The organism is Mesorhizobium sp. M4B.F.Ca.ET.017.02.2.1, assembly GCF_003998955.1.
Classification (GTDB): Bacteria; Pseudomonadota; Alphaproteobacteria; order Rhizobiales; family Rhizobiaceae; genus Mesorhizobium; species Mesorhizobium abyssinicae.
In genome coordinates, this window is the sequence record NZ_RZOF01000177.1 from 1 (window position 1) to 12,588 (window position 12,588).

Annotated in this window: 13 protein-coding genes; 9 read left to right on the forward strand and 4 right to left on the reverse strand. The window is 62.5% G+C overall.

The features are described 5' to 3' along the window. Window positions 1–279 (reverse strand): LysR family transcriptional regulator (locus tag EN738_RS20345; RefSeq protein ID WP_145966886.1); only part of this gene is annotated, 279 nt, incomplete at its 3' end. Window positions 280–389: 110 nt separating this feature from the next. Between EN738_RS20345 and EN738_RS20350 the strand changes: the two genes are divergently transcribed. The 6 genes from EN738_RS20350 to EN738_RS20375 all read left to right on the forward strand — a co-directional run bounded on the left by EN738_RS20350 (window position 390) and on the right by EN738_RS20375 (window position 8,488). Continuing rightward, window positions 390–1,028, forward strand: coding sequence for a DsbA family protein (locus EN738_RS20350; protein ID WP_127285270.1), 639 nt, complete (start codon window positions 390–392; stop codon window positions 1,026–1,028). 37 nt (window positions 1,029–1,065) lie between these two features. Beyond that, on the forward strand, window positions 1,066–1,674 hold the full coding sequence (locus EN738_RS20355) for an NAD(P)-dependent oxidoreductase (RefSeq protein ID WP_127285271.1): 609 nt from the start codon (window positions 1,066–1,068) through the stop codon (window positions 1,672–1,674). Window positions 1,675–1,880: 206 nt separating this feature from the next. Next, complete coding sequence (locus EN738_RS20360) at window positions 1,881–2,519, forward strand: response regulator transcription factor (protein ID WP_127285272.1); 639 nt, start codon at window positions 1,881–1,883, stop codon at window positions 2,517–2,519. A gap of 416 nt (window positions 2,520–2,935) precedes the next feature. Then, window positions 2,936–5,023 carry a hypothetical protein gene (locus EN738_RS20365; protein ID WP_127285273.1) on the forward strand — a complete coding sequence of 696 codons (2,088 nt, stop codon included), beginning with the start codon at window positions 2,936–2,938 and terminating at the stop codon, window positions 5,021–5,023. A 184-nt stretch (window positions 5,024–5,207) separates the two neighbouring features. After that, complete coding sequence (locus tag EN738_RS20370) at window positions 5,208–7,142, forward strand: type I secretion system permease/ATPase (protein ID WP_245494588.1); 1,935 nt, start codon at window positions 5,208–5,210, stop codon at window positions 7,140–7,142. After that, window positions 7,139–8,488 carry an HlyD family type I secretion periplasmic adaptor subunit gene (locus tag EN738_RS20375; RefSeq protein WP_127285274.1) on the forward strand — a complete coding sequence of 450 codons (1,350 nt, stop codon included), beginning with the start codon at window positions 7,139–7,141 and terminating at the stop codon, window positions 8,486–8,488. The genes EN738_RS20370 and EN738_RS20375 overlap by 4 nt, the downstream gene beginning before the upstream one ends. A 69-nt stretch (window positions 8,489–8,557) precedes the next feature. Here EN738_RS20375 and EN738_RS20380 read toward each other — a convergent pair whose 3' ends face one another. After that, complete coding sequence (locus EN738_RS20380; RefSeq protein WP_245494589.1) at window positions 8,558–8,851, reverse strand: GFA family protein; 294 nt, start codon at window positions 8,849–8,851, stop codon at window positions 8,558–8,560. Window positions 8,852–9,089: 238 nt separating this feature from the next. After that, window positions 9,090–9,257, reverse strand: a complete 168-nt coding sequence (locus EN738_RS35965; RefSeq protein ID WP_210214084.1) for a hypothetical protein — start codon at window positions 9,255–9,257, stop codon at window positions 9,090–9,092. A 50-nt stretch (window positions 9,258–9,307) separates the two neighbouring features. On the opposite strand from EN738_RS35965, the gene EN738_RS20385 reads away from it, so the two are divergent. Beyond that, entirely contained in the window at window positions 9,308–10,108 is an 801-nt protein-coding gene (locus tag EN738_RS20385; RefSeq protein ID WP_127285275.1) for a SapC family protein, read from the forward strand. A gap of 82 nt (window positions 10,109–10,190) precedes the next feature. Here EN738_RS20385 and EN738_RS35575 read toward each other — a convergent pair whose 3' ends face one another. Next, complete coding sequence (locus EN738_RS35575; RefSeq protein WP_189605904.1) at window positions 10,191–10,454, reverse strand: hypothetical protein; 264 nt, start codon at window positions 10,452–10,454, stop codon at window positions 10,191–10,193. Window positions 10,455–11,063: 609 nt separating this feature from the next. Here EN738_RS35575 and EN738_RS20395 point away from each other — a divergent pair. Both EN738_RS20395 and EN738_RS20400 read left to right on the forward strand, forming a co-directional pair. Continuing rightward, window positions 11,064–11,288: a hypothetical protein gene (locus tag EN738_RS20395; protein WP_127285276.1), complete on the forward strand. Its 225-nt coding sequence runs from the start codon at window positions 11,064–11,066 to the stop codon at window positions 11,286–11,288. Window positions 11,289–11,741: 453 nt separating this feature from the next. Continuing rightward, window positions 11,742–12,443 (forward strand): Crp/Fnr family transcriptional regulator, encoded by a 702-nt coding sequence (locus tag EN738_RS20400; protein ID WP_127285277.1) that lies wholly within the window; start codon window positions 11,742–11,744, stop codon window positions 12,441–12,443. The last annotated feature ends 145 nt before the right edge of the window (window positions 12,444–12,588 follow it).

Sequence of the window (12,588 nt, forward strand, 5' to 3'; positions counted from 1 at the left end):
CGGCTTGTCGGCGCTCCGCGCGATATCGCCAAAGGCGGCTTCGGCCTCGCGCAGGATGATGGCGGCGCGATCGTAGAACAGCCGCCCCTCTTCCGTCGGCGTGACGCGCCGCGTCGTGCGCCGCAGCAGCGTCGCACCCAGCTCCTGCTCGAGCCTGCCTACCTGATGGCTGACCACCGCCTTGGCGACATCGAGCCGGTCGGCGGCCGCCGTGAAGGACCCGGTCTCAATCACCGTGGTGAAGTAGATGAGCCGGTTGAGGTTCAGAAGGTCGGCCATCGGCGAGCCATTGTCTGATCTGATCAGACAGTCTGTATGATTGATCGCTGTTTTTTGCAAGCGACCGAACTGCCATCTAACTCCGCGACAGACACCCGGACGAGACGGCCATGAACGATGCGACGCTGACCTATCTTTTCGACCCGCTCTGCGGCTGGTGCTATGGCGCCACGCCGATGCTGGACAGGCTGGCGGAAAGCGGCACCGTGATCGAGCTCCTGCCGACCGGCCTCTTCTCCGGCGCCGGCGCGCGGCCGCTGGATACCGGCTTTGCCGCCCACGCCTGGGCGAACGACCAGCGCATCGAGCGGCTGAGCGGACAGCGCTTCAGCCAGGCCTATCTCGACAATGTGCTCAATGTGCGCGGCACCCTGCTCGATTCCGGCGCTGCCACCCTCGGCATCATCGCCGGCGGACTCGAAGACCCGCGCCAGCGGCTGGCGGCGCTGAAGGCGATCCAGCATGCCCGCTATGTCGGCGGGCGCGACATCGTGACGGTGGACGGTGTCGCCGCGGTATTGACCGACGTCGGCATGGCGGACGCGGCGCAGATGCTGAAGGCGCCGACGCCGGCGTTGCTGGCCGCGCACCGCGACCTTGTCGGCCACGGCCGCACACTGTTCCAGCGCCTGCATGCCAATGGCGTCCCCGCGCTCGCCATGATCCGCAACGCGGCGCCGCGCCTGATCGGCGCCAACGCGCTGTTCGGCAGCTACGACAATCTCGTCGCCCATATCCAGGCGGCGTGATCCTTCCCAGCCCTCCCCCACGCAGAAAGGAAATGCCATGAAGATCGCCCTCATCGGCGCGTCCGGCCAGGCCGGCTCGCGCATCCTGAAAGAACTCTCCGACCGCGGCCATACCATCACCGCAATCGCCCGCAACCCGGACAAGATCGCCAGGCTGCCGGGCGTGACCGCCGTCAAGGGCGACGCCTTCGACAAGGAGGGCCTCGCCGCGTTGATCGAGGGACATGACGCCGTAGTGAGCGCGGTGCATTTCACCGCCAGCGATCCCGACACGCTGATCGCCGCCGCGCGTGCCTCCGGCGTCAAGCGCTACCTTGTCGTCGGCGGTGCCGGCAGCCTCGAGGTCGCGCCGGGCAAGCGCCTGGTCGACACGCCGGAATTTCCGGCCATCTACAAGGCCGAGGCGCAGAAGGGCGGCGACTTCCTCGACACGCTGCGGACGGTCGGCGATCTCGACTGGACCTTCCTGTCGCCGTCGGCGCTGTTCACCGCCGGCGAGCGCACCGGCACGTTCCGCCTCGGCAAGGATACGCTGCTTTCCTCCGACAAGGGCAGCAGCATCTCCTTCGAGGACTACGCCATCGTCATGGCCGACGAGATCGAGACGCCGAGGCACATCCGGCAGCGCTTCACCGTCGGCTACTGATTGTCAGGACCAGGCCCGCGGGCGCCGTCGCGGCGACGCCCCGCGGGAGCTTGCTTGGCGGTCCCGGCGCCATCTTGCATGGCCTATAGTTGCGGTTATAGCCGCAACTATATTAGTGATTTCTTGACAATTGGCCAAAGCTCTGGTTTCCTTATTTTTGGGGTATTTAAACAAAGTTCGTTGCGTTTTTTACGGACGGTGTTCGCATGTCGACAGTGGTTGTCGCGGACCCGCGGGGGGTGTATCTCGCCGGTCTGGAATGGGTGTTGCGGAAGGCCGGTCACGAGATTGTCGCCGAGTGCCACCGCGTTGTTGACGTTCTTCCCCAAGTGGAACGCCATCGGCCCGATATTGTCATCGTAGGCCTCGACACAACGGACCCCCAGACTGCCGGTCTTGCCTCGCGGCTGAGAGCGCGCAACGTCGCCATCGGCATCATCTTCATCCTGCAGCCAAACAGCGCGCTCGACGTCAGGGACATACAAGGGCTCGACGCCGACGGCCTGCTGCTGGACGGCATCAGCCACCGCTACCTCGTCGAATGCGTGAACGCGGTGGCGAGCGGCAAGAAATGGATCGACAACAAGATCGTCCAGCATCTGCTGATGCCCAGGCCGCAGCAGCAGCCCCTGTCGAAGCTCACCGGACGCGAGACGGAAATCGCCGACCTGGTGTCACGCGGCCTGCGCAACAAGACCATCGCGCAGAGGCTAAACGTGTCCGAAGGCACGGTGAAGATGCATCTGCATCACGTCTACGCCAAGCTCAATCTCGGCAGCCGCGCCGAGCTCGCCTGGGCGGCGCACGGCCGAGGCTCCGACCGTCCCAACACCGACCTGATCTGATCCCCCTTTCGGGCTGAAGCGCATCGCGCCGGCGCGCGAGCGTTCGTCGATGTGTTTGCGCATCGTGACTCGAAGACCCGGCGCGTTCAGGCCCGCGTCCGCCCGTATATCGAAGGATATATATCGTTCGATCAGGACGATCATTGACCGAAAAGCTATCGAAACGCGAATGGACGCGCCCTCTGCCTTGGCCGGACAATGACTCCGAGGGCCGCATTTCAGATCGATCCTCAGCAACTGGGGTTTGCCAGCATTCCAAGTCATGGCGGACGGGCAATCGTAGTTTTCGACGCTTCCGGAACTTGCCCACGTTAAGGCGTGTTCTGTTCTGGTTCTCGAAATCCACCATTTTCGGCGCGCCCTGACCTAATTCCAACTGACCCTGGAACAGCTCGATCACAATTGGGAGGCAGATTATGGCTACTATTAACGACACAAATCTCGTTCTCGACGAGCAGATCGGCGTACAGATCGTCACCGACGATAATGATGTCCTCCTCGACCAGACGCTGAGCGACGCGCTCACCGCTCTCGGCGTGGATGGAATCAGTCCTACCGACCCCACGACAGGCTTCCCGCAGGTGGCCGTCAACGCCGCCCTCCTTGACACAACCGAAGCGACCGATCTGGCGCTGTCGATCCCCGATGACGGCACGCCGAGCGGCCTCTTTACCGTCGACGGTGTGGAAATCTTCCTCTACCAAGACGAAGACGGCATCATTTATGGGCGCGAGGCCGACACGAATGGTGACCCTGACCCCGCGGGCGCCCTGGCGTTCGCGGTTGCGCTTGACTTGACTGGCGGCGTGTCGTCAGCCCAGGTTTACCTCATTCAATACGAACCGCTGCAGCACAGCGATCCTTTCAAAGTTGACGACGACGACGTCCTGTCTTTTGTCCAAGGCAAGATCACACTGGATGTATCGACCACCGAAATCGTCACGACGTTTCAGACACTCGACTTCGCGTCGATCCCGTCAGGTAGCCCGCAGGAGACGCTTACGGTTGCGACAACCGATCCCACTGACAATCACAGCGCCAAGTTTGATGGACTCATCTTCCCGGGGACGGTGGCCGATCCAACGACAGTCCCAACCAACCCCGGAACCAATGATGATCTGAACCCCGACGCCATCGGCTTCGGTGTGAAGGGCGGTCAAGCCTCTCAGATGAATCAAAATGAGGGCTTCTTGGTTCAAGACGCGGCCTGGACTTCTGCTGATCAGGATGCGAACGAAATCGGCGGCATCAGGTTCGACATCCAGGCCGTAGGCGGCGTGAAGAAAGTGAACATTGAGTGGTGGGCTGTCGATAATGGAGTAGTAGTTGCTACCGACACCGACACAGTAAACTTACCTTCCGGCAGCGCCGTCTTTGAGAATTATACCATCGAAACGGCCGATAGCGTCGACCAAATCTACGTTCGATTTTTCTACGACACAAAGGTAAGCACCTCCGGCGTACGCATTGAGAATCTCGAAGTCGCCTTCCCATCATCGTCCGAGGTGACGGTCGTCAACCACGAGGATCTCGGGACGCACCTGGTGTTCGAGGACGCCGGGCCGACGTTCACCGGCATCACTGGTGATAATGACCCGTTCCAGGTCGGATTGGCCGCCGGTCAACAGGACACAGGGACGTTCGACCTTACTGCCGGAGCCGATGGCTCACACGTTATCATCACCGAATACACCGATCTCGGAGGCGATGACATCACGGAGATCCTCACCAACGACGGAACCACGCTGACTTACCACGACGTGGCCACCGATACGGACCTCTACCAACTGAACGTGACGGACACGGGGTACACCTTCGACGTGCTCTTCACACCCCAGGGTGAGCAGTCCGACCTCAACTTCAATGCGGTCAAGTCGGGCGGTCCTCAGGAGACCTTGACGGTACCCACGGTGGACAACACCGGCAGCATCGTCTTTGACGGTCTTATCTTCAACACTCACCCCGCAGCGGACGCGACCAAGGATGCCTTTACGCTGTTCAACACGGCTCCACTGGGAGGCCCGACTGTAGCTGCTGACGATCTTAACCCCGATGCGGTTGGATTCGGGGTGAAAGGCGGTCAGGCTTCGCAGATTAATAACAACGAGGGCTTCACCTTCCATACTGCGGACGGTTCTGATATCAACAATCTAACCTTTGCGGTCGCAGGAATTGGAAACATCAATGCCATCACTGTAGAATCGTGGCTTTACGACAATGCCGGTAATCTGATCGATCACAATATCGACAACGTTACTGGCTTGCGCTCGGGTAATCAGACCGTGACCATCAACGACGATGGTGGTCAAGCCTTCGACACGGCCTACGTTCAGTTCACGGTCCCCGGTGCCAACTCGGGTGTCCGCATTCTCGACTTCTCGACGAGCATCGAGGCTCCGGTTCCCGATCAACAGTTCGACTTCACGCTGGCAAACACCGATCTCGACGGGGATACTGCTACGCAACCACTGAGCATCGTCGCAAGCCAGGACTTCATTGTTTAATGGTGTCCTCGTACCCTGCAAGAACTTCAACGCCTGGCGATCCGGTCCCCCTTGGGGGACCGGTCGTCCACGAGACATCAAGGTCCTGGACTAAAACTAGGCGACGAGCAAAGCGGCGGCTTGCAGTGTCCACTTACGATGCTGTGGACGACGCTCCGATGTCATCCCGCACAGAGAAATAGTGATGAAAGCCAACCAACAGCCCCCTGCCCTGCAAGTGGTGATGAAAGAGGCCAGGCGCGCAATCCGGCCGCTGATCTGGTTCAGCGCCGGCATCAACACTCTGATGCTGACCGGGGCGCTTTACATGCTTCAAGTCTACCACCGGGTGTTGACCAGCCATAGCCTGGAGACGTTGGTGATGCTGTCGCTGATGGCGGCAGGGGCACTCGCGACGATGGCGGGGCTGGAGGTGGTGCGCGGGCGCCTGCTGGCCAATGTCGGAGCGTGGATGAACGCGCGGCTGGCACCGGTTCTGCTGACCGCATCGGTGGAACATTCCGCCTCGGCGCCCGGTCAGGCAAATGCCCGTCCGCTGCGCGACCTTGATCAAATACGGAACTTCTTCACTAGCCCGAGCATCTTCCCGATCCTCGACGCGCCCTGGGCGCCGCTGTTTTTCGCCGCCATATTCCTCATGCATCCCTGGCTGGGCTGGTTGGCGCTGGTCGGCGGGATCGTGCTGTTTGCGCTGGCCTTGCTCAACGAATACCTCACACGCAAGCCGTTGACCGAGGCCGCAAGCGCACAGTCGCGGGCCTACGTGCAGGCCGAGGCGGCGATCCGCAACGCCGAGGTCGTGCAGGCGATGGGCATGCTGAAGCCGCTGCTGGAAAGCTGGAAGGCACAGCAGGACGAGGCAAACCTGGGACAAGTCCTGGCCGCCAACCGCGGTGGCATCATCGCCGCCATCGCGCGTTGCCACCGACTGGCCCTGCAGATGGCGATACTCGGCCTTGGCGCCTATCTGGTGGTTCGCAACGAGGCCTCGCCCGGCATCATGATCGCCGCCTCGATCCTGATGGGTCGCGCTCTGTCGCCGGTCGAGCAGGCGATCGGCACATGGAAGGCGACGGTCGGGGCGCGTGCCGCCTACCGGCGCCTCACCGCCGTCGCCGGACAGCACCCGGAGGCGACGCCGGTGCTGCCGCTGCCAAGACCGAAAGGCAGGTTCGAGGCCGACAACCTCGTGCTCGCCCGCCAGGGTGGAGAGCCCATCCTGAAAGGGATCAACTTCCGGCTCAATCCGGGCGAGGCGATGGCGCTGATCGGCCCGAGCGCGGCCGGCAAGACGAGCCTGGCGCGAATACTGGCGGGTGCCTGGCGTCCATCCGGGGGGCGTGCGTTGCTGGATGGCATGGACGTTGCCCAATGGGCGGCGGAAGACCGCGGCCATTATGTCGGTTACCTGCCGCAGGACATCGAGCTCTTTGCCGGTACCGTCTCCGAAAACATCTGCCGCTTCACGGGGCTCAACCCAGCGGTCTTCGACAAGGTGGTCAAGGCGGCGCAGTTGGCTGGCGTTCACGAACTGATCAAAGGGCTGCCGAAGGGTTATGCCACCGAGATCGGCGAATCCGGCGCGGTGCTGTCAGGTGGGCAGCGCCAACGCATCGGGTTGGCGCGGGCACTCTACGGCGACCCGGCGCTGCTGATCCTGGACGAGCCCAATTCGAACCTCGACCGCGAGGGTGAGGAGGCATTGATCGCAGCCCTCAGCGCGGTCAAGGCGGCCGGTACGACCATTATCGTGATCGCGCACCGGCAGAACATCATTGAAAAGGTTGACAAGATATTGGTCCTCAACCGGGGCCAGCAAGACCTCTACGGTCCACGTGACTATGTCTTCGGCGAACTGGCCGCGCGCATCCGCGCGGTGAGTCCGATGCCGGCCGTAGCGGCAAATCAGGCCGTAGCGGCGAATCAGGCAATACCCGCGAACCAGGCTATTGCGGCGAACCAGGCTATAGCAGCGAACCAAGACAGCGCCCCTGCCCCAACGCGCCGGTACGCGACACGAAAATTGCGGCCGAGCCTCAACCTTGTTGCCGCCCGGCAGGATCTACCGCCAAAGCCAGGAAGCGTTCAAGGAGGCGATGCAGGCGCTGCACAATCATGAAGACGAGACCAGACATGAACGTCGTGCCGTTGCCGCTCCCGCCACCCTCCCGACTGGAACCGGTACCCCTGCGTCTAACCGGTGTGACATGCACTGGGTTTGCTATCATGTTCCTGTTCTTCGGCGTCGCCGGGGGCTGGGCGGCATTGGCGCCGTTGGACAGCGCAGCGGTGGCGCCGGGCGTTGTCAAGGTGGCCGGAGACCGCAAGCTCATCCAGCACCTCGAGGGCGGCATCATCGCGGAGCTGAACGCCGCCAACGGCGATATCGTCAAGGCGGGCAAGGTCCTGCTCCGGCTCGACGACACGCAGGCGAAGGCGCAGCTCGACCTGGTCCAGAACCGGATAGCGACGCGACAGGCGCTGGCGGCGCGTCTGCGGGCCGAGCGCGACGGTAAGGCCGAGATCGAGTTCGATCCGACGCTGCTCGCCAATCCCACTACCGCCGCGAGGGACGCGGTGGCCGCGCAGCGCGACGTGTTCGCGGCCAAGCACCACAATCTCAAGGACGAGCGGGGAATTCTCGCCCAGCGCCGTCACCAGACCGCGGAAGAGATAACGGGACTGCAGGAGCTTGTCGCCACCGAGGACAGGCAGATCGAGGCGCTTGAGGCCGAGACCAAGGACCTTGAGGGCCTGCTCAAGAAGGGGCTGACCACCCGCGAACGGAATCTGTCGCTCAGGCAGCAACAACGCGAGATCGAAGGCGAGCGCGCCACCAACGTCGCGGCGATCGCGCGCGCCAAAAGCGCCATGGCCGAGATCGACATGCAGACCCTGAACCTCAACACTGTGCGGCTGAACGAGGCTGTCGAGGAGTTGAGCAAGGTCGAGGCTGAGTTGTTCGACCTCAGACAGGGGGAGCGTTCCGCCAAGGACGTGCTTACCCGCACCAACGTCGTCGCACCGGTCGACGGGATCGTCATGGATCTGAAGGTCCACACGGCCGGCGGTGTCGTGAAACCCGGCGAGACATTGATGACAGTCGTGCCGCTCGGGCAACAGCTCGTGGTCGAGGCGATGGTCAAACCGGAGGATGTCGAGACGATCGCCGCCGGACAGCCCGCACGCGTCAGCTTCCCGGCCTTCGCCCGCTACAACCTGCCGCCACTCGAGGGCGTCGTGGAGATCGTATCGGCTGACCGCATGACGGAAGAGCGCAGCGGAGCACCTTATTTCGCCGCGACCGTGTTGATCGACAAGACCGAACTCGCGAAGTTGGAGGGCCGCAAGCTGCTGCCCGGCATGTCGAGCGAGACGATGATCCGGACAGGCGCCCGCACCGTGCTTTCCTACATCGCCGAGCCGATCACGCAGAACTTCCGCCGGGCGATGCGGGAAAAATAGCCGCCAGACGCCGGCGTCGGTTGGCGACCCGCGCGAGCGCGGCGTCAGGGATGGCAGATCTGCGCCAACCTACCATTCATGCTTCTGGGGCAGGCCGTCGGTCAGCTCGTAGAAGTCGGATTTCGAGCCGACGAAGATGTGCTCGCCAAGGCGAAGGCCGGTCGGCCGGTCGAGGGTGCCGGCCGTGACATAGGTCTCGGCGCCGGGTGCCGCCTTCCAGAACAGGTTGCCGCCGCAGCGCGAGCAGAAGCCGCGCTCGACCTTGGGCGACGAGGGGTACCAGCCGAGCGTCGACGAGGCCAGCAGCCTGATGACGACCGGCAGGCCGCGAAGGCGGCGAAGTTGCCGCTGGTGCGCGCGCATTGCGAACAGTGGCAGGCAATCGGCTGCATCAGCTCGCCAACGATCTCGTAACGCACGCCGCCGCAAAGACAGCCACCCGTCACCATCCGATCCTCCGTGACGCGCTCGCTCGAGAAGCGACCGAGGACCATGAGCCTATCCGATCGACGCCGTTCGCTCCACTGCAGATATGACTGCGTGGCCTCGATCATCGCCGCGGGGGGTCATTTGCCGGCCCTGCGGTTCAGGCCTTCCCTGATCACTTCACGGCTGCGAGCTTATCGATCGCCGCAGTGAAGTCGAAGTCGGCCAACGAGACCGGAATGGTCACCGGCTTGGGGTCACCGGAGCGGTTCATCGTTCCGCGGAAACGTTGAGCCGTTCTATTTCTTGCCTTGCCGCAATCCCGGACGGAAAACCGTTTCACACTTTTCCTGGAATTGCTCTAAACCCAGATGGCGCCAGAGGAAAATACGGATGAGTGACCTGAAAACGCAGACGGCACCGGCCGCGGCGGATACCGGGCTGCCGCTGTTCTATTCGAAGCCCGAGGCGCTCAACCCGATACGGCACGGCTCGCTAGGCCTGACGGCGCGCGCCGACTTCTCCTTCGCCCGTTCCGCCCATGCCATCCCCGTGGTGGCGTCGGAAATGCCAGCGGCGATGCGCTCCTATCCGATCGTCTTCATCGGCGCCGCCAAGGCGCCGGTGATCATCACCGGCGTGCGCCAGAACGAGAACCTCTTCGTCGATGCCGACGGCCGCTGGAGCGAGCCGCACTACATTCCGGCCTATGTGCGGCGCTATCCCTTCATCCTTGCCGACGAAACCAGGACGGCCGGCCGGCTGACGCTGTGCATCGACCGCGCCAGCGACCGTGTCATCGACCAGCTGCTGGCGCCGTTCCGCGAGGATGGCGGCAAGATCGCGCCCTTCTTCAACGGCACCGAACCGACCGAGGCGACCAGGCAGGCGCTGGCCTTCTGCAACCAGTTCCAGGCCGACTTCAACGCGACGCGGGCCATGATCGGGAAGATCGACGCGCACGGCCTGTTCGCGCCGCGCCAGAGCAAGGTGACGCTGGAAGGCGGCGAGGTGCTGAACCTCACCGATTTCCAGGTGATCGACGAGGTCGCGTTCAACAAACTGAGCGACGAGGCCTTCCTCGACCTCAGGAAATCCGGCGCGCTGGGAATGCTCTATTGCCACCTCGCCTCAAGCAACAGCTGGACCTCGCTGGTCTATCAGGCGTCGGCCCGCAAGGACGGACGCAAGTAAGCTCCAGCGCGGCCTGCGTGTCCCGGTGAAGTCCTGTACAAAGCGATCGACCAGCGGCTTGCCGTTGCCGGTCCAGAGCCGTTCATATCGCCTGTGCGACCAATCTATGCCGAGTCCGTTCAAATGCAGCCATGGCGCGCCGGGCGCGGACCCTCGTGGTGGCAACGACGGCAAATGCGATGAAGAAGAGAATGCCTGGATCGGCGCTGCCGGCCGACACCGAGTTGGCCACCTGGCCGGCCAGGGCCGCGTTCCTGACGCTCGTTACGACGGCATCGGTTTCCGGATCGACCCATTCCCGCACGCGGCCAATGCCGCTGACCAGGACACCGAGCAGCAGTGCCATCATAAGCGATCCGAAGAAGCCAAGCTGGGATAGGACCGCGATCGGCCAGCTCGATGCCCTCGAACTGCCGAAACCTATGCCGAGGCCGCTGGTGTCCACGATGGACTGCAGGCTCTTGACGTTCCAGTAGGCGCGCTCCTCGCCGGAGGCGGAACTCGGGGCCCGGACAAGGAAGCCAAAGGACGTAGCTGGACATCCCACGGCAGTAGGATGGCAGCCGATACTCCTTCCGAATGAGCCTGCGCACGGCCGGGCTGACGATACGTACTAAAGCTTAAGCGGGGTCAATGTGCTGAAGACCTCGGCACGATGTAAGCTGCCTTGCTGGCTGGATGCTGGCTGGGAGGTAGGTGCTGAAATGCTTCCGAAATCTTGTGAGGGGGCAGCCGACGAAACCAGGGGCGTCGGTTCCAGCGACTCTCATGAGTGCCTTGCGATGACGGCCCTACTGGCCCAGCATTGCGGGCCAATGCCGTTCGCCTGGACGGCCGTCACGGCCCGCCCCGCGCAATTGTCATTCCAATGCTTCGAAAGCCGCTTCTCAGGCCGACGCAAGCCACGGGCGGCCGACGGGTTGCTTGGCGTTCCGACACGAGGAGGAGAAACGATATGACCGGCCAGGTCATGCAGGGTGCGCTGCGAGCCAAGCAGCTCCGGCAGCTCAAGGAAGTCTACGACCGCGCCCGGGAGGTGAAGGCCAGATACCCGGAGTCACACATTGCAAGCCGAGCCGCCAAAAGACTGATCGATGCCTTCGAAACGGTGATCCAGGCTGGCGGAGCGACTACGGAGACGCAGTGGCTGCGCGACGCCAACCCCAAGGGAAACGCCTGAGACCGGGAGTTCACGCCGGCGTCCGCGACGGCTCGCGAGCGGGAACGGTTTGTTGTCAGTACTCCAGCTCCCAGAAGGATCGCGCCTGCCGTTCAACCATCCGAGAATTGGCCAACGGCGCGTTTGCAGCGCAGTGACTGGAGAGCCGGGCGGGCAATCACTCCTCGCTCTCAGGCGGACCGCACAATCTGCTGCACCCATCGGCGTTTTCCCGCCGGGGCGCGATGTCGGATGCGGAACTTAAAAGTTTGACGCAGCGTTGTCGGGGGATGCGTGCAGATCCCGTCTCCATCCTTGAGGACGAAGGCGAATCTAACCGCAAGTGGCTGATTTGCGCGGACGGATGGCACCATGCATCCGACAGGGCCACTATACACAAAGTCGTGCACATCTGGCTTTTGGCGAGCAACTATTGTAGGTTGTGCTTAAATTGAAACAAACTCGCGGGTCTCCATGCAGACGCTGTCGCAGTTCATAGGGTCACATCACTCGGGCACAACTTCGTCCAAGAACGAACGGGGGAACAATGATATTCTCGGCGCTGCGAAAATCTACAAACCCCACTCGGTCCTGTGCCGCCAGGATGATGACGACGACACAATATTCATCGTGAAATCGGGTTGGGCCCTGCTTTACCGAGGGCTGTTGGACGGAGAACGTCAGGTCATCGACACTCCGTTGTGGGGAGACGTTGTCGGCTTCCGTTCCGTCGACGGACCCCGTTTCGCATCGCTGGCGTCCATAACGGAACTGGCTGTTCATGAGGTGTCCAGGAAAGCGCTGGTAGAACACATCCTGTCGGGGGGCAACTTCGGCAACAGGTTCGCTTGCTCGCTGGCCCGGCTGAACGCAATCCTTGCCGAACATCTGGTGAATGTCGGGCGGCGGAATGCGATGAGCCGCACTGCTCATTTCCTGCTCGAATTGGAAGAGAGGCTGTCCTCCGTTGGGCTGTCTGTCCATGGCAGATACGAGTGCCCCCTCACTCAGCACGAGCTGGCAGACATCCTCGGAATGACCACGGTTCATGTGAACCGGACATTGAGCGAACTTCGCAAGGCCGATCTCGTCTCTTTCAAGGCAGGCCATGTGGAGATCCTCAACCGCAAGAATCTGGTCAAGGTTGCCGGGTTCGACAATGAGTACCTGCGGTAAGGTTTCTCTCCCGCTACGGCCTAGTCTTATTCTTGTGGCTTGCCTCCCCGTGGCGCCAGGCCACAGTGCATCGGGCTGACCATGTCTCCCCTTTTGCAGCAAATTGCGATGCATCGAGAGCCCATCTCAGCGCAGGCCTTTCGAC